General features: G+C 49.1%; 22 protein-coding genes. 2 read left to right on the top strand and 20 right to left on the bottom strand.

Features of this window, described 5'->3' with window-relative positions; translation table 11 throughout:
* Positions 1–271 precede the first annotated feature (271 nt).
* Positions 272–1,369 carry a redox-regulated ATPase YchF gene (gene ychF / locus DWZ76_RS09060; RefSeq protein ID WP_118472472.1) on the top strand — a complete coding sequence of 366 codons (1,098 nt, stop codon included), beginning with the start codon at positions 272–274 and terminating at the stop codon, positions 1,367–1,369.
* 328 nt (positions 1,370–1,697) lie between these two features.
* On the opposite strand, the gene DWZ76_RS09055 is transcribed toward ychF, so the two are convergent.
* Both DWZ76_RS09055 and DWZ76_RS09050 read right to left on the bottom strand, forming a co-directional pair.
* Positions 1,698–2,309, bottom strand: coding sequence for a class I SAM-dependent methyltransferase (locus tag DWZ76_RS09055; RefSeq protein ID WP_117795139.1), 612 nt, complete (start codon positions 2,307–2,309; stop codon positions 1,698–1,700).
* 56 nt (positions 2,310–2,365) lie between these two features.
* Positions 2,366–2,587 (bottom strand): peptidase M50, encoded by a 222-nt coding sequence (locus tag DWZ76_RS09050; protein ID WP_107001555.1) that lies wholly within the window; start codon positions 2,585–2,587, stop codon positions 2,366–2,368.
* Positions 2,588–2,880: 293 nt separating this feature from the next.
* Here DWZ76_RS09050 and DWZ76_RS09045 point away from each other — a divergent pair, with 293 nt between their 5' ends.
* Positions 2,881–3,324 carry a hypothetical protein gene (locus DWZ76_RS09045; RefSeq protein ID WP_117795137.1) on the top strand — a complete coding sequence of 148 codons (444 nt, stop codon included), beginning with the start codon at positions 2,881–2,883 and terminating at the stop codon, positions 3,322–3,324.
* A 139-nt stretch (positions 3,325–3,463) separates the two neighbouring features.
* On the opposite strand, the gene DWZ76_RS09040 is transcribed toward DWZ76_RS09045, so the two are convergent.
* From DWZ76_RS09040 to eno, 18 genes are all read right to left on the bottom strand, one after another.
* Complete coding sequence (locus DWZ76_RS09040) at positions 3,464–4,255, bottom strand: RnfABCDGE type electron transport complex subunit B (protein WP_022359780.1); 792 nt, start codon at positions 4,253–4,255, stop codon at positions 3,464–3,466.
* A gap of 15 nt (positions 4,256–4,270) precedes the next feature.
* Positions 4,271–4,846: an RnfABCDGE type electron transport complex subunit A gene (locus tag DWZ76_RS09035; RefSeq protein ID WP_107001556.1), complete on the bottom strand. Its 576-nt coding sequence runs from the start codon at positions 4,844–4,846 to the stop codon at positions 4,271–4,273.
* On the bottom strand, positions 4,846–5,547 hold the full coding sequence (locus DWZ76_RS09030) for an electron transport complex subunit E (RefSeq protein WP_022359778.1): 702 nt from the start codon (positions 5,545–5,547) through the stop codon (positions 4,846–4,848). The genes DWZ76_RS09035 and DWZ76_RS09030 overlap by 1 nt, the downstream gene beginning before the upstream one ends.
* Before the next feature lie 14 nt (positions 5,548–5,561).
* Positions 5,562–6,170, bottom strand: a complete 609-nt coding sequence (locus DWZ76_RS09025) for an RnfABCDGE type electron transport complex subunit G (RefSeq protein ID WP_022359777.1) — start codon at positions 6,168–6,170, stop codon at positions 5,562–5,564.
* On the bottom strand, positions 6,170–7,111 hold the full coding sequence (locus tag DWZ76_RS09020) for an RnfABCDGE type electron transport complex subunit D (protein WP_107001558.1): 942 nt from the start codon (positions 7,109–7,111) through the stop codon (positions 6,170–6,172). The genes DWZ76_RS09025 and DWZ76_RS09020 overlap by 1 nt, the downstream gene beginning before the upstream one ends.
* Before the next feature lie 13 nt (positions 7,112–7,124).
* Positions 7,125–8,450 carry an electron transport complex subunit RsxC gene (gene rsxC, locus DWZ76_RS09015; protein WP_118472471.1) on the bottom strand — a complete coding sequence of 442 codons (1,326 nt, stop codon included), beginning with the start codon at positions 8,448–8,450 and terminating at the stop codon, positions 7,125–7,127.
* Positions 8,451–8,825: 375 nt separating this feature from the next.
* Positions 8,826–10,196: a sodium-dependent transporter gene (locus tag DWZ76_RS09010; RefSeq protein ID WP_107001560.1), complete on the bottom strand. Its 1,371-nt coding sequence runs from the start codon at positions 10,194–10,196 to the stop codon at positions 8,826–8,828.
* Between the two features lie 169 nt (positions 10,197–10,365).
* Positions 10,366–11,262, bottom strand: a complete 897-nt coding sequence (locus tag DWZ76_RS09005) for a ribokinase (RefSeq protein WP_107001561.1) — start codon at positions 11,260–11,262, stop codon at positions 10,366–10,368.
* Positions 11,263–11,322: 60 nt separating this feature from the next.
* Positions 11,323–12,348, bottom strand: a complete 1,026-nt coding sequence (locus DWZ76_RS09000) for a LacI family DNA-binding transcriptional regulator (RefSeq protein WP_117795132.1) — start codon at positions 12,346–12,348, stop codon at positions 11,323–11,325.
* Positions 12,345–13,490 carry a M20 family metallopeptidase gene (locus DWZ76_RS08995; protein WP_118472470.1) on the bottom strand — a complete coding sequence of 382 codons (1,146 nt, stop codon included), beginning with the start codon at positions 13,488–13,490 and terminating at the stop codon, positions 12,345–12,347. The genes DWZ76_RS09000 and DWZ76_RS08995 overlap by 4 nt, the downstream gene beginning before the upstream one ends.
* Positions 13,491–13,515: 25 nt before the next feature.
* Positions 13,516–14,262, bottom strand: a complete 747-nt coding sequence (locus DWZ76_RS08990) for a glutamine amidotransferase (RefSeq protein ID WP_118472469.1) — start codon at positions 14,260–14,262, stop codon at positions 13,516–13,518.
* A gap of 31 nt (positions 14,263–14,293) precedes the next feature.
* Entirely contained in the window at positions 14,294–15,568 is a 1,275-nt protein-coding gene (locus tag DWZ76_RS08985) for an ArgE/DapE family deacylase (protein WP_118472468.1), read from the bottom strand.
* Positions 15,569–15,600: 32 nt separating this feature from the next.
* Positions 15,601–16,539, bottom strand: a complete 939-nt coding sequence (locus DWZ76_RS08980; RefSeq protein WP_107001566.1) for a nucleoside hydrolase — start codon at positions 16,537–16,539, stop codon at positions 15,601–15,603.
* Between the two features lie 41 nt (positions 16,540–16,580).
* On the bottom strand, positions 16,581–17,531 hold the full coding sequence (locus tag DWZ76_RS08975; RefSeq protein WP_243017803.1) for an ABC transporter permease: 951 nt from the start codon (positions 17,529–17,531) through the stop codon (positions 16,581–16,583).
* The gene (locus DWZ76_RS08970; RefSeq protein WP_118472467.1) at positions 17,528–18,574 is read right to left on the bottom strand and encodes an ABC transporter permease; all 1,047 of its coding nucleotides are present in this window, start codon (positions 18,572–18,574) and stop codon (positions 17,528–17,530) included. The genes DWZ76_RS08975 and DWZ76_RS08970 overlap by 4 nt, the downstream gene beginning before the upstream one ends.
* Positions 18,571–20,109 carry an ABC transporter ATP-binding protein gene (locus DWZ76_RS08965; RefSeq protein WP_022359764.1) on the bottom strand — a complete coding sequence of 513 codons (1,539 nt, stop codon included), beginning with the start codon at positions 20,107–20,109 and terminating at the stop codon, positions 18,571–18,573. Before DWZ76_RS08965 ends, DWZ76_RS08970 begins: the two co-directional genes overlap by 4 nt.
* Positions 20,110–20,248: 139 nt before the next feature.
* Entirely contained in the window at positions 20,249–21,355 is a 1,107-nt protein-coding gene (locus DWZ76_RS08960; protein ID WP_022359763.1) for a BMP family ABC transporter substrate-binding protein, read from the bottom strand.
* A gap of 441 nt (positions 21,356–21,796) precedes the next feature.
* Positions 21,797–23,089, bottom strand: coding sequence for a phosphopyruvate hydratase (eno, locus tag DWZ76_RS08955; protein WP_118472466.1), 1,293 nt, complete (start codon positions 23,087–23,089; stop codon positions 21,797–21,799).
* Positions 23,090–23,134: the final 45 nt, after the last annotated feature.

Genomic DNA, 23,134 nt, shown 5'->3' with positions numbered 1-23,134 from the left:
AATTCCTGCTGCCACCACGTTTTCTTACAGCACTTTCGGTTCCAAAAGTGCCTACCTGTGAACAGTAACCATTTCTGCATTCCTATAGCCACAAAATGTCTCCTTTGAGATTGAAAAAGCGCTGTCTTTCTGCTATAATACATAGTTGCATTGATTTCTTTCATTAAAATTAAGAAACATTACAAAAAGGGCGTAAAAAGGCGCAATAAGAAACCGAAAGAAAGGCGGAAATCCTGATAAGCAAAGGATTTTCGGATAGGTAAATCATAAAATGAAATTAGGTATCGTAGGTCTGCCAAACGTAGGCAAAAGTACACTGTTTAATTCTCTGACCAAGGCTGGCGCTGAGTCTGCCAATTACCCGTTCTGTACCATCGATCCGAACGTCGGTGTCGTACCGGTTCCAGATCCGCGTCTGGGTCAGTTAGCAGCTCTTTATAATTCTGCCAAAATCACTCCGGCTGTAATCGAGTTCGTTGATATCGCTGGTCTGGTAAAGGGCGCTTCCAAGGGCGAAGGTCTTGGTAACCAGTTCCTTGCCAATATCCGTGAGGTAGACGCGATCGTACACGTTGTCCGTTGCTTTGAGGATCCAAATGTTATCCATGTAGACGGCAGCGTCAATCCGCTCCGCGATATCGAAACCATCAACCTGGAGCTCATCTTCTCCGATATGGAAGTTCTGGAACGCCGTATTGCCAAGACAACCAAGAGCGCCATGGGAAATAAATCCCTTGCAAAAGAGCTGGAAACTCTGAAAAAACTGTATGCGCACCTTGAAAACGGCAATCTGGCTAAGAGCTTTGAGCCGGAGGACGAGGATGAACTCACGTTCATCAATACGCTGGATCTCTTAACCTGGAAACCGGTTATCTTCGCTGCCAACGTATCCGAGGATGATCTGACAGATGACGGTGCTTCCAATGAATATGTAAAACAGGTTCGCGAATTTGCAGCTGAGAACGACAGCGAGGTATTTGTTATCTGCGCCCAGATTGAGCAGGAGATCGCTGAGTTAGATGAAGATGAGAAGAAAATGTTCCTCGAAGATCTCGGTCTGACTGAATCCGGTCTTGAAAAACTGATTGCAGCCAGCTACCGCATTCTTGGCCTTATCAGCTACCTGACTGCCGGTGAAACTGAAACCCGTGCATGGACCATCAAAGTCGGCACCAAAGCACCGCAGGCAGCTGGAAAAATCCACTCCGATTTTGAGCGCGGCTTCATCAAAGCTGAGGTAGTCAACTATCAGGATCTCTTAGACTGCGGTTCCTACAATGCAGCCAGAGAGAAAGGGTTGGTACGCATGGAGGGCAAGGACTACGTGGTGAAGGACGGCGATGTCGTACTCTTCCGCTTCAATGTTTAATATCGTGTCATAAAATCTCAGAAGCTGCCATCCGCTGATCAGATTCCCTTTTCGTAGATTTGGGGGAGGGGTATCCTCTCAAAGCATATCAACGGATGGCAGCTCTTTTTATTTCTCCCTTTTTACAAAAGTGTGTCTGATGCATACTAACTCATAATTATACGAAACACCACTCTTTTATTCATTTTCTATTCATTTCTGGCTAATGGGTATTCATTTTTACTCTAAGTTGTCGTGCAATTTATTAGATTTGAATTTTTGAAAGAGCCAGCACCTTGAATGGGCTGACTCTTTCAATGTCACCTGTAATTGACAAACTGGAATTTGGCTATTTCGTTGCAACAATACTTATCCAATGATTTTTTGCATTTGAATACGTTTTGATCTCTGTAAAACCCGCTTCTTTCAAAGCGGCAACAAGTTGTTTAGATGTGTAAATCTTCATACCATTGATCATCTTTGTCCATTTTTCATCTGCGGCATTCGTTCCGTCACTCTCGTTACAAATCAGGAATATGCCTTCGCTTTTTAGCACACGGTTGATCTCGGAAAAGCATTTTACTAATCCTGGCCAAAAGTAAACTGTTTCGAAGGCAGAAACATAATCAAAAGTCGCGTCAGAAAAGGGTATAGCAGATACATCTCCTTGAACTACATTACATTTCCCTTGTTTAATGGCGAGGGCGTTCAATTTTTGAGATTCTGCCACACTAACCTCAGAATAATCCATTCCTGTCACGTGGCCATTTCCACATCTATCAAGCCAGACCGCAATATTTGCTCCGCCGCCACAGCCGACGTCCAGAACTTCAGCATCAGACTTCGCGGAGATATTTGAGAATCCCCATTGCGATAATTTGGCGTGACCGCTGTTCATCATCTTCGTCATCAATTTTCCGCCGAAGCCTTGTGGCTTACGGGTATTTTCAAAAAATTTCATTACAGAATTCCTCTTCCACAAATACCGGTTTTCTTAATTCGACAAACCGGTATTGCTCAATCGTTTTTCTCCGTTAGGAGAATATACAATCCATAAATAAAAAGAACAAGGAATAAAACCGTAGGAATCAATAATCCATTTTCTAAAATACTTACAATCATTCTTCCAGGTGGCGTTACCCATTCAGTTGCTGGATTTTGCATTGCCACTATTATCATTCCCACAATACCAACAACACCACTTAATGTTAAAAAACCACCTTTTATATTTCTACTCATAATCATTACCTCCTCGTTAAATACCGATTAGTATAACAGTAGTCTAACACATGTTGTTTAAAAATACTACAGCCAAGCTAATGTCTGTAATTTGCCCTAAAATTTCATTTTATGGAATTTGGACTACTTGATTTTCTAATCGCATACGCAATTTGTGAAATGTATCATTATACTGTTGATACATCAGACACACAAATGTAAATAGGGACTTTTATTTTTATAACAAATCATATTCTTTCATTTTCCCTCAAACCGTCTCATACACTGTACTAAACGAATTCCGGAGCTTTCTTATGAGTTCAAAAACAAAAATTGTCGTACTCCGCATGAAAGAGATTATTTATACTGCTATCTTTATCGGGCTGGGGCTTCTTCTCATCGCGCTTCTCCTCATCATGTTCCGTCCTGGAAGGAAGACACAGAGTGCTTCTGCCCCTGCTGCGGCTGGTATCCACTATCTGCCAGGCATGTACAGTTCTACCCTGACACTTGGCAGCCAGGCAGTCAATGTCGAAGTCACGGTTGATTCCACCCAAATCACCTCTGTTACCTGCCGTCCTTTAAGTGATTCCATCGAAACTATGTACCCGCTGCTCTCCCCTTCCGCTTCGCATCTCTCGGAGCAGATCGTGAGCACGCAGTCGCTTGAAAATCTCTCCTTTGAAAGCGGCAGCCAGTATACCTCACAGGCACTCTTAAATGTGATACATACCGCACTGGCGAAAGCGATCCTTTAAGTTTCATATCACTCCATATAGCTTCTTCTAATCAAAACGTCCGGCTGAACCGTCTTTCCAAACGGTTCAACCGGACGTTTTACTTCCGTATTCGTGACTGTTCAGTACCTTCACAGTCACGCGTATTCATTTACGTTATTTACTGAATAACCTTAACCGGGCACTTCGCTGCACAAGCTCCGCAGTTTACGCACTTCTCATAATCGATAACAGCTACGTTGTTATCCATATGGATTGCGTCAAACTTACACTGCTTGGTACACAGCGTACAGCCGATACAGCCAACCTGGCAGGCTGCCTTGACAGCCGGTCCACGATCGTGGGAGCTGCACTGTACCAGATGTTTTGCCTTGTACGGTACCAGGTCGATCAGGTGTTTCGGGCAGGCTGCCACGCAGGCACCACACGCTACACACTTCTCTTTGTCTACAACCGCTACGCCGTCTACCACGTGGATTGCATCGAATTTACATGCCTTCACACAGGTTCCGAAACCGGTACAGCCGTAAGAACATGCCTTTGCACCGCCACCCGGTACAACGGATGCCTTCGCACAGTCCTCGATACCATGGTACTCGTACTGTACTTTTGTCTTGTCGCAGGTACCTTTACATTTAACGAAAGCTACCTTCTTCTCAGAGGAACCAGCCTCTACGCCCATGATAGCAGCGATCTTCTCGCCAACCGGAGCACCGCCGACCGGGCAGGCATTAACCGGAGCTTTGCCCTCTGCGATGGCCTTTGCAAGACCATCACAGCCCGGGTAACCACAGCCACCGCAGTTGTTGCCTGGCAGCTCTTCACGAACAGCTGCCTCTTTTTCATCTACTTCAACTTTAAATTTCGCGCCGAACAGACCCAGACCGACACCGACGATGATGCCGACTGCCGCGATCACGACAGCAGCGATAATGATTGAATTCATATCCATTTTCGTCTCCTCCTTCTACAGTAATCCGGAAAATCCGAGAAATGCAATCGCCATCAGACCAGCCGTTACCAGTACGATAGGAGATCCCTGGAAGTTATACGGGATATCATTTCCCTCGATGTGCTCACGGATACCTGCCAGAAGCACGATGGAGATGGTATAACCAACGGCTGTACCAACACCATTTACCACACTCTGTAAAAATCCATATCCGTTCTGGACGTTTGTCAGGGCAACACCAAGAACGGCACAGTTTGTTGTAATCAGCGGAAGGAATACACCCAGCGCGTTATACAGGGAAACCATGCACTTCTTTAAGAACATCTCAACGATCTGAACCAGTGCTGCGATAACGAGAATGAAAACGATGGTTTTCAGGTAATCGATACCAAGCGGTGCCAGAACGAACTGATAAATCAAGTTTGCAACGATGGATGCGATGGTAATAACGAAGATAACCGCACCACCCATACCAGCTGCTGTTTCAACTTTTTTGGATACGCCGACGAAGGAGCAGATACCGAGGAACTGGCTCAGTACGACGTTGCTGACCAGCGCCGAGCTTATCGCAATAATAAGTAATTCTTTCATCACTTCTCCTCCTGTTCCTTCTTAACTTCTGCATCATGACCAGCACAGCTTAAGCAGTCGCCGCTGCAGCAGCCACCCTTCTTCTTCTCTTTTACGGAACCGTTTGTTGCACACGGCATCTTCAGACGATTCTGAAGAGCAGTCAGGCAAGCCAGTACGAAGAATGCACCCGGCGCCAGGATGAAGATTGAGATCGGCTGATAGGAAGCCGGCATAATCTGGATACCAAAGATAGTACCTGCACCCAGAAGCTCACGGAAGGAACCGATGAGTGCCAGAGCAACTGTAAATCCAAGTCCCATACCGATACCGTCAAATGCAGACAGGATCGGACCGTTCTTCATAGCATATGCCTCGGCACGGCCAAGGATGATACAGTTAACTACGATCAGCGGAATGTAAAGTCCCAGGGAAGCATATAAGCTTGGAACGAAACCTTCCATCAACATATCTACGATGGTTACGAAGGATGCTACGACTACGATCTCTGCCGGCAGACGCACGCCGTCCGGAATGATCTTACGAAGCAATGCAATCAGAAAGTTCGCCGCAATCAGTACGGCGGTTGTCGAAAGTCCCATGCCGACACCGTTGATGGCGGAAGTGGTTACCGCCAGGGTCGGACACAGACCCAGCATCTGAACGAAAATCGGGTTTTCTTTCCAGATACCGTTATATAAGCGCTCTACATATTTATTCATAATCTTTCCACCTCCTACTGTGCCAGGCAGTTAGCCACGAAATAGATAGCTGCATCTGTCGCGTTGGTGACTGCCTTGGAAGTGATCGTTGCACCACTGATGGCTTCAATCTGATTATCTGCAGACGCGCCTGTCTTTGTAACTTCCAGGTTCTCAGCTTTCTTGCCGATAAACTGATCCTTGAAATCCGGTTCTTTGGCTCTCATACCAAGACCTGGCGTATCGCTGATGCTTAAGAAACCGATACCGGTCAGCTCGCCCTCGTTGGTGATACCAACTGCGATCTGCACGTTGCCGCCGTAGCTCTCTGCGGAGGTAGAGGTAATCAGGTAACCGATCTGGTTGCCGCTTGCATCCAGCGCTTCTTTTGCATCATTGATGGTAACTTTTCCAAATCCCCACTCAGAGATGCTGTCCGCTGCAGCAGTTACTGCGTCAGCCAGCTCCTGCGGTTCATCAAAGCTTGCCGCATCCGGGTAAACTTCCTGATAAGTTTTAGTAGCTGCTGCCTCCTGTGCCTGTGCAATCGGATCCAGCGTAATATCATGTACTGTTCCCAGACAGATACCAGCTACCAGAGTAATAACGAAAAGGATGATTGTATTTTTGATAATCTGGTTCATTATTTCTTCTGACCTCCTTTTCCAAATGCTGTCGGAAGCGTATAGCGCTCAATCAGCGGAACCAGCAGGTTGCTGAAGATGATCGCATAGGAAACGCCCTCCGGAGAAGCACCCCAGAGACGGAAGATTCCGGTTACGATTCCGAGGATCAGTCCGTATACGATCTGTCCCTTCGGAGTCAGAGGACTCGTTACATAATCGGTTGCCATAAAGAATGCACCGAAGATAAGACCACCTGCACAGATCTCACTGAGAGAATAGGTCAGGTTGAATCCGCCAAACAGGAATGTAAATACAAATACGGTTCCAATGTAAATCAGCGGAATAACCGGGCTGATAACTTTGCGGACTACCATGTAAATCGCACCAATCAGCAGGGCAATTACAGATACCTCACCGATAGTTCCCGGGATACGTCCGATTACCAGGGATGCCAGATCCACTGTCTCACCGGCTCTTAACTGTGCCAGCGGAGTTGCACCTGTCAGACTGTCAAATCCAAGCTTTGCGGATGAGAAGTTATTCATAAACAGAGCGAAGGAAGTCAGAAGGAAACATCTGGCTGCCAGTGCCGGGTTCATGAAGTTCTGTCCCAGACCACCGTAAAGCTGTTTTACAACGATGATTGCAAAGAATGCACCAAGAACCGGGATCCAAACCGGGATTTCCGGCGGCATATTCAGTGCAAGAATCATGCCGGTAACAACTGCACTGCCGTCCGAAATCGTAATCGGCTTGTGCATTAATTTCTCATAAAGATACTCGGCTGCCACACTGGCGATCACGGTAGCGATCAGAACCAGAAGTGCATTCATGCCGAACTGCCATACACCATAAACACTGGCAGGAATCATGGCGATCACAACGTCAAACATCAGGCGCTGTGTCGTAACTCCGTCACGAACGTGAGGTGATGACGATACTTTTAATAATTTTTCCATTTCTTCCCACCTCCTACTTTCTGCGGCTGGCTGCTACTGCCTTACGCATCTCTTTGAATGCCTGGGTCAGCGGCCGTCTTGCCGGACAAGCATATGCACAGCATCCGCACTCAACGCATTCCATGCCGTTTAAGCTCTGGAAATTCTCAAGGTCGTGAGCCGTAGATGCCTTCATCATCAGCGGAGGTACAAGATGCTCCGGACAAACGCCTACGCAGCGTCCGCAGCGGATACATGCTGACGGCTCCATCGCTGCTACCTGATCCTTGGTAAAGGTGGTCAGAGCAGATGAAGTCTTCGCTACCGGGAAGTCAAGGCTGAAAAGAGCCTGTCCCATCATAGGACCACCGGAAATCATCTTCTCCGGTTCCTGTTTAAAGCCGCCTGCTGCCTCTACCAGTCTCTGATAGTTGGTACCAAGGCGTACCTCAAAGTTCTGCGGCTCTGCAATGGCATCACCGGTTACCGTAATGATCTTGCGGATCAGCGGAGTTGTCTTGCATACTGCATTATAAATAGAAGCAACGGTATCAATATTGTCTACGATACAGCCTGCATCTGCCGGCAGCATGGAAGAATTGATCTCACGTCCTGTCACTGCATAGATAAGTGTACGCTCACCACCCTGCGGGTACTTGGTAAGCAGCGGACATACTTCGATTCTCGGCTCGTCCTTTACCATCTCCGTCAGCTTCTTGATAGCCTCCGGCTTGTTGTTCTCGATACCGATAACACCCTTCGCATTGTCAAACAGCTGAAGCATAACCTTCAGGCCGCCGATAATCTGCTCCGGACGCTCCATCATGGTACGATAGTCACTGGTTAAGTACGGCTCGCACTCTGCACCGTTGACGATAACGTAATCAATTGCGTTCTCATCTTTCGGAGTAAGCTTTACATGTGTCGGGAAACCAGCGCCGCCCAGGCCGACGATACCGGCATCCTTAACGATCTTACGGATCTCTTCTTTCGACAGCTTTGTTGCATCTCTGTCTGTTCCGAAGCCCTCAATCGCCTCTTCTTCACCGTCATTCTCCACCAGGATTGACTGAACCATTGCACCATTGGCAACCAGCTTGGACTCGATTCCCTTTACCGTACCGGAAACAGAACTAAGTACGTTTGCGGAAATAAATCCGCCTGCCTCTGCAATGATCTGGCCTTTCAGCACGTGATCGCCCTTCGCTACCAGTGGTTTCGCAGGTGCGCCAATGTGCTGGGACAGCGGATAAACCATGATCTCGCCCTGTAACGGTTCGAGAACCTTGATCGGCTTATCCTCAGACAGTTCTTTACCCTCATATGGATGAATGCCGCCTATAAATGTAGCCAAACCCATCAATTAAACCCTCTTTCTCTTACTAAATTTTCCTTCATCCTCCACCCATTCACCTCCCGTCAGATGCCTTTTCTGCCGAAATTGTGAAAATATTATCGGGCGTAGGAGCTAGAATCTACCGCGTATAGTATAACACAGGTAAAAAAAATTCACAATTGAAAAATGAATCTTCTGCCCCCTTCACTCTGTATAAAAATTAATACAAATGGTTATAATATAGCTTTTGTTTATACAGAATCAACAAAACTGTGTAAAAATCCCGTAAAACTTTCCCTTAAATACTATGTCAATAGCCTTGGCGAAAAAAGGAAAGTCCGGCGGAGTTTGCCTCTGCCGGACTTTCCTTTTTTCTCGTTACCTAAAGAGCTGCACAGTCTACTGGAAAAACTTACTCCAGTACCCCTGCACAAAAATAAACAGCACAATCAGTGGAATGACATATGTCACATACGCTCGCACCTGGCGCGGGAACTTCACGCCTTTTCCCTCATTTGCCTCCTTGAGAAAATTCTCAAATCCCCATCCATACCGGCTGGTACAGAACATCAGGTAAACGAGACTTCCGAGTGGAAGCAGGTTGTTGCTGACGATGAAATCCTCGAGATCCAACACGTTGCTGCCCTCTCCGAACGGCATGAAACCACTCCAGAGATTGAAACCCAGCACGCACGGAAGCGACAGGACCGCAATCACCACCAGATTGACGCAGACTGCCTTTTTGATCGAACAGCCAGTCAGATCCGTTGCAAAGGATACGATATTCTGGAATACCGCTGTGACCGTTGATGCCGCCGCAAAGGTCATAAAGACAAAGAACAGCGTGCCCCAGAAACGTCCGCCTGCCATGTGGTTAAATACATTCGGCAGCGTGATGAAGATCAGGCTTGGTCCCTGTCCTGCCTCGATGCCGTAAGCCGCACATGCCGGAAAAATGATAAGTCCTGCCATAAACGCTACCAGCGTGTCAAGGACCAGTACATTGATTGCCTCGCCGGTCAGGCTGCGCTCTTTATCGATATAACTTCCAAAAATCGCCATCGCACCGATACCGATACTCAACGTGAAGAACGACTGTCCCAGCGCCGCAAATACGACTTTGCCGACACCAACCTCCTGAATCTTGCCAAAATCCGGCTTTAAGTAAAATTCAAGTCCCGGACGTCCGCCTTCCATCCGCACCGAATTGATTGCCAGCACAACCATCAGGAATAATAGGCAGACCATCATCATCTTTGTGATCTTCTCAACGCCGTTCTGGAGTCCCATCGCACAGATGGAAAAACAGAATACGACACAGAGCAGCATAAATACCGTCATCAGTCCCGGATTTGCCAGTACAGAGCCAAATTCCCCTGCTACACCGTCCGCATCCAGACCCACGAAATCGCCTTTCGCCATCTTGAACACATACAGCAGAAGCCATCCGGCTACCGTCGTATAAAACATCATCAGGACATAGTTGCCCGCCATCGCGAACCATTTTTCAAAATGCCACTTAGTACCCTTTGGCTCCAGCACATCAAATGAAAGCGCCGCACTCTTCTGGCTCGCTCTGCCGACCGAGTATTCCATAACGATGATCGGAAGACCTAAAAGCACCAGAAATGCCGCATAAATCAGTACAAACGCCGCGCCGCCATACTGACCGACGATGTACGGGAATCTCCACACATTTCCCAGACCGATCGCACAACCCGCGGAAATCAGGATAAATCCCAGCCGAGAGGAAAAACGTTCTCTTCCCATTTCTACTTACCTTCTCCTTTTTTATTTCTACAGGCCCACACTGACAAGAGTCAGACGGGCGCAAAAAAGAGGCGCCTCCGCAAATCCCGGTACCAGCCCGAATTTCGGAAACGCCACCAAATGGTATTTTACTATATTCTGTTTTAAAAGACAAGTTTTCAGGTGCTTTTTATCCTTCAAACGTCTCGACTTCCTCCCGGTTCGGCACCGACGGAGCTGCTCCTGGGCGGGAAACGGCGATCGCTGCCGCTTTTGCCGCATGTTCCAGCGCCGTCTTCGGGTCTTCACCGAGCTGTAAGCCGCCGATAAAATAACCGGTAAATGTATCGCCTGCCGCCGTCGTGTCCACAACCGGCACTTTATAGATTCCCTGACGAAGGACTGTGTCACCATCGCGGTACACGGAACCATCGCCGCCGAGTGTCAGGACAATCTTCGCCTCCGGGAACTGTTTTACCAGTCCGTTCATCAGCGCCTGCGGATCTTTGGTTGCCTCAATGCCGCAGATATCCGACGCCTCCACCTCATTTAATAAGAAGTAATCCACATATTCCAGCGGATAGGACAGGATCTTCGCATTCATCGGGGACGGATTCAGAACGATCTTCATGCCTTTTTCATGGGCTTTCTCCATGATATAGCCGATCTCGCTGATCTCATTCTGTAAAATCAGGAAATCGTCCGCCTCAAACTGTGTCAGGACGCGATCCACCATTTCCCTCGTGATCCGCTGGTTGGCACCGCCATACAGCAGAATGCAGTTCTGCCCTGCCGGATCTTTCTGGATGATCGCGTGTCCTGTCTGCCCGTCGAGATGCTCGATCAACTCCGTGTGGACGCCCGCCTTCTTCATCTGCTCGATAAGGAAATCTCCATCCCCGGCTCCGACAGCTCCGGCGTGCCATACGTCTGCGCCCGCCTTGCTCAGCGCGATCGACTGATTCAGCCCTTTGCCGCCGCTGAATACCTGCAGCGACTCGGAGGACATCGTCTCTCCCGCTCTTACAAAATGATCCACCTGATACGTATAATCAATATTCAGTGAACCAAAATTCAATACCTTCACTCTGCTCCCCTCCTTGACCAATTCCTTCAAAATCTGCCGCCGGCATCTTTGATGTATCGCTTAAGACGGCTGTATTCGCGCCGTACTCTCCCGTACTACCAGTTCCGGCGCAAAGATCACCTTGCTCTCCGGTCTTTTATGTTCCCGTATCTGTTTCAGAAGCAGCCTTACCGCCTCTCTTCCCATCTCCCGTACCTGCTGCCGTATCGTTGTCAGCGGCACCTCCAGCATCCGGGCATAGAAAACGTCATCGTATCCGACGACCGAAACATCTTCCGGCACTTTCTTTCTATATTCCTTGAGTTTTCTGCATACGCCATACGCTGAAGCATCGTTGCAGGCGAAAATCGCCGTAAAATCCTGTGAAATGAGCTGTTCGACTGCCGCCGCGCCGCCCTCCTGCGTATACTCGCCGACACAGACGAGACGTTCATCCACCGGAATTCCCGCCTCCTCCATCGCCCGGCAGTAGCCATGGTAACGCGCCTCCGAATCCATCTGGGTCGCATGCGGTCCCACGACGCAGGCAATCCGCCGGTGTCCAAGACTTAACAGATGGCGCGCCGCCAGATAACCGCCGATCTCATGGTCGGTACCGACCGCCGGACAATTCCGAAGCTCCGGGATCCGGTCAACTACCACATAGGGTATGTGGATCGATTCCAGATAATCAATCTCCTCCGCCGCCATCTCCCGCGTATTATCTTTAGCCATGATAAACACAATGCCGTCCGCGCCTTTATCCGCCAGAAGATCGATATACTCGCGATCCCGGTCATAATTATCATTCGTGTTGCAGAGAATCACACTCCAGCCATTTTCGCGGCACGCCTCATCGATCGCGCGCGCCATATTGGCAAAATATACATTGGAAATATCCGGGACGATAAATCCTATGGTCTTGCTCTGCCGCTTTACCAGACTGACCGCGAGCTGGTTCGGACGATAATTCAGTTCCCGCGCCTTCGCTAGGATCTGATTCTTTGTCTCATCCGAGATCTTATATCCTTTTCCATTGAGAACCAGTGAGATTGTCGTCACGGAAAAACCAGTCTCAGCGGCAATATCCTTGATGGTTGCCCTCACTCATCCACCTCCGATGCGATCAGATCCATGAGAACCTGAATGGATTTCTGATATTTTTCTATCTCGACCCGCTCATTTGGCTTATGCGCCATACCTGCCTCGCCCGGACCAAATAAGAGAACGGCTGCATCCAGCTTGTGTTCCACCAGGATCGAAGCATCTGTAAAGAAATTAATCCCAGTCGTCTCCACCGGAAGCCCTTTTTTCTCCAGTTCCTTCGAGAGCTGTTTCACAAGCGGATGGGATTCTCCAATCTCGATCGCCCGCCGGTCATTGACAATCCGGCAGCTGACGCGGAATTTTTCTTCCGATGTAACGGAACGCGCCGCCGCAAACGCCTCCGCCTGACCGACTACCATCTGGCTTGTCAGTCCTGGTGTCATACGGATATCCATGAGAATCCGGCAGGTGTCCGGCGTCATATTTGGCGCCACGCCGCCGGAAATCTGCGTTACCTGCGCGGTCGATGCGCCGAGAACCGGGTGTGTGAAGCTTTTCACATATGTTTCAATCTCACCTGTCAGCGCCATCGCCTGTTCCACGGCATTGCAGCCCTCCTGCGGGTATGCCCCGTGGCTCGTCTTTCCGTGTGCTTCTATCTCCAGCCACAGGCAGCCTTTCTGCGCCACGCCCAGCCTGCATCCCGTCGGTTCTCCTATCAGAAGCGTTCCAATCGACGTCTCCGGGACTTCCTTTAAGATCTCCCTAGCGCCGATGCCGCCCTTTTCCTCATCACAGGTTCCGAGGAAATGGATCGTACGCGGCACCGGACGACCGGATTTTTTATATTCACAGAGCGCGTACACCATCGCGGCAAGCCCACTCTTCATATCGCTGGCACCGCGGGCATAGAGAAAACCGTCCCGTTCCACCGGAACCGCCGGGTCAGTCTTCCATTCTCCGGTATCTCCGTAAGGAACCGTGTCCAGATGCCCGTTCCAGAAGATCGGAGCGCCATCCGACTCCCCCTCAAGCTCCGCCAGCACATTGGCGTGTGTCGCGTCAATCCGCTGTATATGTGCAGAAAATCCCGATTGTTCAAAATACTTGCACAAATATTCTGCCACTGCTCCCTCGTCATCCCGTCCATTGACACTCCGAATGGTCAGAAGCTCTTTTAAAAGTTTCACCGCTCCGTCCATACGCGCTCTCCTTTTTCCTGCTATCTTATTTCTGAATCAGCCAGTCTGCGATATTCTGCCACAATTTATTGTAGTATTCCCACTCGCAGAATTCCGGCGGTGCCCAGTGCGGTGCACAGTCGGTTGTGACAACACCGCTGCGCCCTTTTCCATAAGAAGCAAACGCGATAAACGGATCGCCCTCTACAGTAACCGGAACCTCTGCCTCCGGTTTTGCGATTACCTTATTGTAACCGAGAACCTCCGGCCAGTCGGTCGGAATGCCCTTTAAAGCTTCATGCTCGCCCACGGTTACCGGTTTTACACCCTCACAGTGTTCCATACGGTCATCGACCGTCAGAACCTCGACTGGAAGAACCTCCTGTACGGCTGTGTCATGCCATTTGCCCTTTGCATCCACGCCGGAGAAGGTCAGATAGCCGCCGACCATCAGAAGAGCGCCGCCATCGTTGACATAGTCGCGGATCAGATTGCAGCGGTTCGGCATTTTTTCACTGCGGTTAAACGTAGCACCCGGCAGAAGCAGGGTGTTTGCTCCGATATCGGACAGAATTACCAGATCATACTGTTTCAGTTCTTCCATTGTAAATGGAAATTCTTCATTTGCCAGATGGTTTGGAAGGAATGTCACCTCATAACCACCTGCCTCAAGGGCTGCTTTCAGCCATTTTTCACCGGTTTCATAGGTAGAAGTGTAAAATGAATCAAATCCCTTAACATGGGTTGTATAGCTCATCCAGGACTCGCCTGCCAGTAAAACTTTCTTGCTCATATTTTTATCTCCTTATATATTTATCAATTCCTTATTTCTTCTCTCCCCAGGAAAGAATCAGTTTCGCATACACCAGAATCGCTTCCAGATAGGAATCGAGCTTCAGCCACTCATCCACGGTATGGCACTGTGCGCCCTCGCCCGGTCCGTACTGGATCGTCGGGCATCCGGCAATGTTGCGCCACAGGCGGGAATCACAGCCAAAATGGGATCCTTCCACCTTCACGCTGCGCGAAAGTGCCTCACTGTACGCCTCCTTAAAGGTGTCTACCAGCGGATGTGCCTCCTCCATCTCAAACCCATGTCCGGTCTGGTAAATGGAAATCTTAGGCGGATGTGCCTCCATCCACGCGTCGGAACGGCTGATCCGCTCAACGACCTCTGTAAATTCCTTTACAACCATATCCTGATTCATCAGGGTCGGAACATAGTGGACGCAGGTAGAAAAACTGCACTCGCCCGGCACGGTAGAACCGGCGGTTCCACCCTCGATCACGCCGATATTTAAGCTCGGCGGCGGAAGCAGGCGGTGGCGGATCGTCAGAAGCCAGCGGTGCTCCATCTCATTTAACCCCTGAATTACTTTGATCGCCTTCTCGATCGCGCTGACGCCCTCAGCTTTTGCACCGGAATGGCACGCTTTTCCTTCAAAATCAACCTTAAAGAATACCCAGCCCATATGCGCCAGAATCAGGGTATCGTCGGTCGGCTCGCAGTTGACAACGCCGTCGGCTTTCAGACCGCGCATTACCGCCTGGATCGAGCCATTGCCTCCGCCTTCCTCGTCACACACGGAGGTAATTGTCACATCGCCCGGCAGCTCATACCCGGCATCCTGCAAAAGCTTTACCGCCATCACCGATGCCATCAGACCGCCCTTCATATCCGTGCAGCCGCGTCCGTACATCTTGCCATCCCGAATTACCGGCTCAAACGGCGGGTTCGTCCAGCCGTCTTCCATCTCCGCCGGCATAACGTCAATATGACCGTTAAATAACAGGCTTTTTCCGCCCTGTTTTCCTTTAAATGTCGCATAGACATTGGCACGGTCGGTCTGGTTGTGCCCCAGATTTCCTTCCTGGTGCTTTTTGTAGCTTTCCTGAATCACAGCCTCATCCATCGGATCCACCGTGATCTCGTCGGCTCCCATCGATTCAAACAGGTTTACCATATACTCCTGTCCCTGTTTCTCCAGACCACCATCGATTCCGTGCCCTAAGTCATGGGTATCAATTCCCACCAGATTCTTGAGTTCTTCGATATATTTCTCTTTGTTCTGCTCTAAAACTTCTTTCAGGTCTCTCATCTATATCTGCCTCCGAACACAAGTATTATAAACTATGCCTCGCTGTATCTTCTCAGCCCTGCCTCAACGATATCCCAGAACTTCGCCGCATCGATATCGATCGCTACGTTTGCAGTCGGCTCCTGTCCGCCGTAACCGAAGAAATCGCAGTTGGTACGTCCGTAGGACTGGACGCTGCGGATGTCAATGTCCACATGCATCGGTTTCAGGGTCACAACGCTCGGATCAATCAGCCATGCGATCGTAACCGGATCGTGCAGAGGTCCGCCTTCCCAGCCAAATACCTCTTTCTGGGTCTTGCAGAAGAAGCGCATCAGATCCGCAAAGAGCTTGGATGCCTTATTGCCGATCTTCTCCATCCGGTCAACGATCTCCGGATAGCACAGTACCTTGCGGGTAACATCCAGACCCATCATCGTGATTGGGCGTCCGCTGGTAAAGCATACATACGCTGCATCCGCATCGGCGATGATATTAAACTCTGCCGCTGGAGTTACGTTACCATTGGTATACGCGCCTCCCATCAGGACGATCTGTTTGATCTTCGGAATAATCGCCGGTTCCATCCGCATCGCCATCGCCAGATTGGTCATCGGACCGGTTGTCACCATCGTGATATCGCCGTCGGACTCCATCAGGGTTTTAACGATGAAATCGACTGCGTGCTCTTTCTCTAATTCTTTTGTCAGCGGCGGGAAAACCGGACCATCCAGCCCTGTTTCACCGTGGATATCGCCCGCTATCATTTTTTCACGCACCATCGGCTGTCCGCAGCCCGCATACACTGGCACATCCACACCAAGCCACTGGCACACATTTCTCGCATTAATCTGCGTTTTCTCCAGCGTCTGGTTGCCTGCTACGACTGTAATACCTAACAGATCGATCTTGTCACTGTTCGCCGCCAGCGTGATCGCGACCGCGTCATCATGTCCCGGATCGCAGTCAAGAATAATTTTTGTCTTTTCCATCTGATTATGTCCTCCTTATAGTGTTTTATCTTTTTTCATCATCAGCTTCCCACATGCAGGGAAGATTCTCTCTTCTTGTTGGTTGAAATCTTCGCAATCATGGAAATTGCCAGTACCGCGATGGTCACGATATACGGCATCATCAGAACGAACTGGGATGGAATGCCATATGCCTGGAGGCGGGCACCGACGGAATCTGAAAATCCAAAGAGCAGACAGCCCAGTGTGGTCAGAACCGGGTTCGCACCACCGAAATACATGGCTGCAACGCCCATGAAACCACGGTTATTGGTCATGTTCTCGATAAACTGGGTACTGTATCCCAGGGAAAGATGTGCACCTGCCAGACCACCGATGAGACCAGAAAGCAGCATTGCCTGATATTTGACTGCATTTACCTTGATACCTGCCGTCTTGGCTGCTTCCGGAAACTGACCCACCGCACGCAGACGCAGTCCCCATACAGTCTTATAAAAGAAGAACTGAAGCAGAATAATCAAAACGATGGCAAACCACTCGGTCACACACCAGTTGTTAAACAGGTCGCCAACCACCGGCAGATTGTCTAAAAATCCGAGCGACACACGCGGAATTGCTTTGATGTCCGGGCTGGAAAAGCTGCCGGTGCTGTGGAAGATCGCATTTACCATGAATTTTGTGAGCGCCAGCGCCAGCATGTTGATACCCATACCGATTGCACAGATCTCAGAGTTATAACGGATGTGACCGACCGCCATGATCATCGCAATCACAGCGCCCGCGATCATCGCCGCGATGATACCTAACAGCCAGTTTCCGGTAAAGTAGCTGACCGCTACTGCTGTAAAAGCACCTACCAGCATGATACCCTCAGTACCGATATTTAAGATATTGGCCTGCTGGGTGATTGCCGCACAAAGAGCGGCAAAGATGATCGGAGTCGCTGAACGAAACGTTGCATAAATCAGCGACGCATTAAAGATTTTATCAAAATTCTGCATTATCGCATTCATGCCTTATCCTCCTTCTTCTCCTCCGTTTTCTTTTTACGTTTCTTTGTAAACTGGAATGCAGTCTCCATGGTCGCTATGATAATGAAAACTGCTGTAATGGTATCAACCAGCGATTTTGGTACACCGGTTGACTGCTGCATTCCCATAGCACCTGATTTTAAAACTGCCAGGAAAAATGCCATAAATGGAGTTGAAACCATGTTGTTCTTTACAATCAGAGCTGCCAGCATACCATTGCTTCCAAGTCCGGTTGCAAAGTTGTTCAGGAAATATCCATGAACACCCAGAACCTCGATGCAGCCTGCCATGCCGCCTAACATACCGGAAAGCATCATAGCACCGACAAATACCTTTTTGGAATCAATTCCCACATAATCCGCATGGGTCGGATTCAGGCCGACGGTACGGATCTTGTAGCCCCAGCTGCTTTTCTGAAGCATAAAAATAATCACAATCACGGTGATGGCTGCGATGAAAATACCAACGTTGACACTGCTGGGTTTCATAAACTGATACAGTCTTACCGTAACCGGCAGGGACTGAGCATTAGCAGTACCGGCACTCATAGGTCCGCTGACCAGATAAGATGTGATATAAAGGGCTACTGTGTTCATCAAAATGGTGGTACATACTTCATTTACATTATAATAGGCACGCAAAACCGCCGGAATAAAGGCCCAGGCAGCTGCTACCACCATAGCACCTACGAAGCAGGCCACATACAGAGCCGGCTTCGGAAGGAAGGTCCAGTTGATGCCGATATAAGCAGCTGTGATACCGCCCAAGAAAACCTCGCCCTCAACACCTACGTTAAATGCGCCTGCTTTCGCTGCAACTGCAAAAGCAATGGATGTCAGCAGCAGCGGAGTAAATCCTGCCAAGGTTGTACCAAGACGAAGCTTTCCGTCAAAAGCACCTCGGAACAGCGCCGCATATGCATCAATCGGATTCTCCCCGATCGCTACGATAAACAGCGCACCGACACCCATCGCAACGAGTATCGTAATAAGAATCCTTCGAATACCATTTATTGTTTGATTCATACTGCTGCTTCACCGTCCTTCCCTGTGTCTGTACCGCCCATCATAAGCAGACCCAGATTGTTCTCATTCGCCTCATCCGCACGCATCTCGCCGGTGATCTTGCCCTCATGGATAACAACGATACGATCCGAAAGGGAGATAATCTCCTCCAGCTCTGCCGATACCAGCAGGACACCGGCGCCTGCCTTTTTCGCCTTTTCCAGTGTATTACGAATCAGCTCGATGGCACCGATATCTACACCTCTGGTAGGCTGGGATGCTACCAGAAGCTTATTGCCAAGAGATACCTCCCGGGCTACTACGACCTTCTGTGCATTGCCACCGGATAAGGAAGAGGTAGGAAGATTATAATCCGCCGGGCGGATATCAAACTGTTCTACCATTTCTTTTGCATAGGTATCCTGTCCTGATTTATTCATCATGATGCCCTTGGTAAATGGAGGCTGATCCAGACGGACTGCGATCAGATTTTCCTCGATGGTCATGGCACGGTTCAGACCTCTTGTATTTCGATCCTCCGGAATATGGGAAAGACCGCTCTCTCTCACTTTTCTCGGACTCTGATTCGTAATATCCTTGCCGCAAAGAAGGATCTTGCCCTTCTCTACCTTGCGGAGTCCGGTGATCGCCTCAACCAGCTCACTCTGTCCATTTCCATCGATACCTGCCACGCCGACAATCTCACCGGCCTTGACATGCAGGGACATGCCCCGGATCTTCGATGTCTCCTTCTGGCTGGGAATCCACACATCCTGAACCTCCAGAATCGTATCTCCCGCCTCAGAATAAGCCTTATCAATGTTTAAGAATACTTCACGTCCGATCATTCGTTTGGTCAGATCCAGCGGAGAAGTTTCCTCTTTATTAACAGTGCCCATATATTGTCCCTGACGCATCACAGAGATGCGGTCTGATATTGCCATAACTTCATTCAGCTTATGAGAAATAAAGACAAGGGATTTTCCATCCTGTTTCAGATTGTTCAGGATTTCAAACAGACGTTCCGCCTCCTGAGGAGTCAGAACCGCTGTAGGCTCATCCAGAATGATGATATCAGCACCTCGCATCAATGTCTTGATAATCTCGACACGCTGCGCCTCACCAACGGATATCTGGCTTACCTTCTTATCCAGCTGCACGTCCATATGATACTGTTCAATATATTTTTTAACTTCTTTTCTTGCCTTGTCAAAGTCAATTGTCAATCCCTTTTTCGGTTCAAATCCCAGAATAATATTCTCCAGAACCGTCAGCTCATTTACCAGCATAAATTCCTGATGGACCATGCCGACACCGTGCTCAATTGCAATCTTCGGTGTGATGGTTCCCATCGGTTCCCCCTTGACGATAATCTCGCCCTCGTCAATGGGATACATGCCGTACAGAAGCTTCATCATGGTGGATTTACCAGCTCCATTTTCACCAATCAGTGAATGGATCTCGCCTTTTTTCAGAGTAAATTCGCCATGCTTTACCGCCTGAACCTGTCCGAAATTTTTGACAATTCCTTTCATCTCCACTACGTATTCGTTCATTCGATCACCCTCTCGTCCGGAAATGCCTGACGGCTCTTTCCAAGAAAAACATTTTTGTTGAAAATGAAGGGGAACCTGAAAGAATCCAGATCCCCCTTCGCCGCCAGGTTTCACTCGCTCCCGGCCTTGTCTTTATCAATTATGCCTCTGGGCCAAATCCTTCATAGTTTTCTACTACGATCTCGCCGGATTTGATCTTCTCGGCAAGCTCATCACACTTATCAACGATATCCTGCGGGAATTTGTCGCCCAGAGATTCTTTGATAACAGAGAAATCAGTCAGGCTGACGCCGCCGTCCTTCAGTGCCAGATATTTAGTTGTGCCGCCCTCAAAGGTTCCATCTACTGCAGACTGGATAACCAGGTAGCAGGCATTATCAACTCTCTTAACCATAGAAGTAAGAATATGTCCAGGCTGATCGGAATCCTGGTTTAAGTCAACGCCGATTGCGTATTTGTCAGCTTCTTTTGCACCTTCCAGAATACCAACACCGGTACCGGATGCTACGTTCATGACAATATCAGCGCCCTGCTCATACTGTGCTAAAGTCAGCTCTTTGCCCTTTAACGGATCCGTCCAGCTTCCTGCAAAAGCCTGAAGAATCTTGATATCCGGATCGATGTACTTCGCACCTTGCTCATAGCCTGTATAGAAGTCATGAAGTACCGGAATATCCATACCGCCTACCCAGCCGATGATATGATCTTCATTGACATTCGGGATATCAGTCTTGGTAGTAAACATAGCTGCTGCTGCACCTGCCAGGAAGGAACCCTCATTCTGAGCAAAGCTGATAGACTCAACGTTCGGCAGATCTACGGTTGTATCGATAACTGCGAACTTGGTATCCGGATAACTGGAAGCATTCTCAGTGATGTAATCTGCGATGTTAGAAGAAGCACCGATAATTAAATCGTAGCCATCATCACAAGCCTGAAGCAGGTTTGCTTTCCACTCCTCAGCAGTGGTACCCTCCAGACTCTTAAGCTCAATGCCGAAATCCTCAACTGCTTTCTGTGCACCCATGTTGCAAGAGTCATTGTAGCTCTTATCACCTAAGTTTCCAGTGTAAACAACACATACACGGAGCGGTTTGTCAGATTTCTCTGAAGCGTCGGCTGCCTTCGTCTCGGTATTGCTGCTGTCAGCTGCCGTTGTCTCAGCAGTGCTTCCGCCACCGCCGCAGGCTGTTAAGCTGGCGCACATTGCTGCTGCAAGTACAATGCTTAATGTTCTTTTTCTCATTCTTTCATCCTCCTTTTTTATATGAAATACGTTATCCGCCGGACCATTCCTTTGGTAAAACGTTTTTCCATTCGTTTAAAAAAAATAAATTCTTTTTTCATATTTGCTTTACAGTTATTTTACAATTACTCCCGCTGTTTTGTCAATAAATTTCGTAAAAAAACGAATATTTTTCAAAATATTGTCAAACTTTTAGCAATATTCCTTTTTCGGTCTAATGCAAAACAAAAAGGAATACGTTTCTCTCCGTTCCAGTTGTACGGTAAAACGCATTCCCTTTCAAAGTTGTATTCTATTTTCCTTTGCCTCGACGCCATCCAGCATTTCCCCAGATGATTTTTGTCTGTTTCCGAAGAAATGCATTCGTTTTCGGAACAACTCACACATTTTATGCAATGTAACAGATTGCTTGTCTGTACGATATCCCGTAAAAAAGACAACTTATTTTTTATTAAATGCCGCCTTCCCCGGATACTGTGCGCCGGTTCCCAGCTCTTCCTCAATCCGCAGAAGCTGGTTGTATTTTGCCACGCGCTCACTCCGGCTCGGTGCGCCCGTCTTTATCTGGCAGGTATTTAACGCAACCGCCAGATCTGCGATCGTCGTATCCTCGGTCTCGCCGGAACGGTGGGATACAATCGCCGTGTAACCTGCCTTATGTGCCATCTTGATTGCCTCCAGTGTCTCGGAGACGGAGCCAATCTGGTTCAGCTTAATCAGGATCGAATTGCCGCAGCCGAGACGGATACCTTTTTCCAGGCGCTCGGTGTTTGTTACAAACAGATCGTCGCCGACCAGCTGCACCTGCCCGCCGAGTTCTGCAGTCATCTTCTGCCAGCCTTCCCAATCCTCCTCATCCAGACCATCCTCTATCGAGGCGATCGGGTATTTCCCGCAGAGCTGTTTCCAGTGTGCGATCAGCTCCTCGGAGGTGAAGTGTTTGCCACTCTTCGGAAGCAGATATTCGCCCTTCCTGCCGCTCTTCCACTCACTAGATGCCGCATCCATCGCCAGGACAAAGTCCTCGCCCGGCTTATATCCGGCTCTCTCCACTGCCTCTAAGATGCACTGGATTGCTTCTTCGTCACTTCCCAGATCCGGTGCAAAACCGCCCTCATCGCCGACGGAGGTTGCCAGTCCGCGCTCTTTAAGCAATGCTGCCAGCGCATGGAACACCTCGGTACACCAGCGGAGTCCCTCGCAAAAGCTCTCCGCGCCAACCGGCATAATCATAAATTCCTGTACATCGACGGTATTTGCCGCATGCGCGCCGCCGTTTAAAATGTTCATCATCGGGACCGGAAGACGGTTTCCAGATACGCCGCCGAGAAAACGGTACAGCGGAAGACCATACGCATTGGCTGCCGCCCGTGCGCTCGCGATCGAAGCCGCCAGGATCGCATTCGCGCCCAGCTTGGATTTATCCTTGGTTCCGTCCGCCTCGATCATCGCTTTATCAACCGCATAAATGTCCGCCGGATCCATGCCCTTTAATACTTCTGCAATCACGGTATTCACATTCTGGACTGCTTTTTGTACGCCCTTTCCGCCAAAACGCGACTTGTCGCCGTCGCGCAGCTCCAGAGCCTCAAATTCACCTGTCGATGCACCGCTCGGTGCCGCGCCGCGTCCTATGCTTCCGTCTGATAGATAAACTTCCGCCTCCACTGTTGGATTTCCTCTCGAATCAACAATCTCCCGTCCAATCACCTTTTCAATTTCCAGATGTTTCATAGCCTGTCCCTTTCCGCCGCGTGGGCTTATGTGATTTCTATTTTT

It is taken from the genome of Clostridium sp. AF35-15, assembly GCF_003477745.1.
GTDB lineage: Bacteria > Bacillota > Clostridia > Lachnospirales > Lachnospiraceae > Otoolea > Otoolea fessa.
This window is presented reverse-complemented; position numbering and strand designations above follow the sequence as displayed.

What these genes read in the sequence shown, in the direction of transcription:
- ychF (WP_118472472.1), top strand. Translation starts at nt 272, where the DNA reads ATGAAATTAGGTATCGTAGGTCTGCCAAACGTAGGCAAAAGTACACTG.
- DWZ76_RS08970 (WP_118472467.1), bottom strand. Translation starts at nt 18,574, where the DNA reads ATGAATCAAACAATAAATGGTATTCGAAGGATTCTTATTACGATACTC.
- DWZ76_RS08965 (WP_022359764.1), bottom strand. Translation starts at nt 20,109, where the DNA reads ATGAACGAATACGTAGTGGAGATGAAAGGAATTGTCAAAAATTTCGGA.
- DWZ76_RS08960 (WP_022359763.1), bottom strand. Translation starts at nt 21,355, where the DNA reads ATGAGAAAAAGAACATTAAGCATTGTACTTGCAGCAGCAATGTGCGCC.
- DWZ76_RS09035 (WP_107001556.1), bottom strand. Translation starts at nt 4,846, where the DNA reads ATGAAAGAATTACTTATTATTGCGATAAGCTCGGCGCTGGTCAGCAAC.
- DWZ76_RS09040 (WP_022359780.1), bottom strand. Translation starts at nt 4,255, where the DNA reads ATGGATATGAATTCAATCATTATCGCTGCTGTCGTGATCGCGGCAGTC.
- DWZ76_RS09025 (WP_022359777.1), bottom strand. Translation starts at nt 6,170, where the DNA reads ATGAACCAGATTATCAAAAATACAATCATCCTTTTCGTTATTACTCTG.
- DWZ76_RS08985 (WP_118472468.1), bottom strand. Translation starts at nt 15,568, where the DNA reads ATGAGAGACCTGAAAGAAGTTTTAGAGCAGAACAAAGAGAAATATATC.
- DWZ76_RS08975 (WP_243017803.1), bottom strand. Translation starts at nt 17,531, where the DNA reads ATGAATGCGATAATGCAGAATTTTGATAAAATCTTTAATGCGTCGCTG.
- DWZ76_RS09045 (WP_117795137.1), top strand. Translation starts at nt 2,881, where the DNA reads ATGAGTTCAAAAACAAAAATTGTCGTACTCCGCATGAAAGAGATTATT.
- DWZ76_RS09020 (WP_107001558.1), bottom strand. Translation starts at nt 7,111, where the DNA reads ATGGAAAAATTATTAAAAGTATCGTCATCACCTCACGTTCGTGACGGA.
- DWZ76_RS09030 (WP_022359778.1), bottom strand. Translation starts at nt 5,547, where the DNA reads ATGAATAAATATGTAGAGCGCTTATATAACGGTATCTGGAAAGAAAAC.
- DWZ76_RS09050 (WP_107001555.1), bottom strand. Translation starts at nt 2,587, where the DNA reads ATGAGTAGAAATATAAAAGGTGGTTTTTTAACATTAAGTGGTGTTGTT.
- DWZ76_RS09010 (WP_107001560.1), bottom strand. Translation starts at nt 10,196, where the DNA reads ATGGGAAGAGAACGTTTTTCCTCTCGGCTGGGATTTATCCTGATTTCC.
- DWZ76_RS08980 (WP_107001566.1), bottom strand. Translation starts at nt 16,539, where the DNA reads ATGGAAAAGACAAAAATTATTCTTGACTGCGATCCGGGACATGATGAC.
- rsxC (WP_118472471.1), bottom strand. Translation starts at nt 8,450, where the DNA reads ATGGGTTTGGCTACATTTATAGGCGGCATTCATCCATATGAGGGTAAA.
- DWZ76_RS09055 (WP_117795139.1), bottom strand. Translation starts at nt 2,309, where the DNA reads ATGAAATTTTTTGAAAATACCCGTAAGCCACAAGGCTTCGGCGGAAAA.
- eno (WP_118472466.1), bottom strand. Translation starts at nt 23,089, where the DNA reads ATGAAACATCTGGAAATTGAAAAGGTGATTGGACGGGAGATTGTTGAT.
- DWZ76_RS08995 (WP_118472470.1), bottom strand. Translation starts at nt 13,490, where the DNA reads ATGGACGGAGCGGTGAAACTTTTAAAAGAGCTTCTGACCATTCGGAGT.
- DWZ76_RS08990 (WP_118472469.1), bottom strand. Translation starts at nt 14,262, where the DNA reads ATGAGCAAGAAAGTTTTACTGGCAGGCGAGTCCTGGATGAGCTATACA.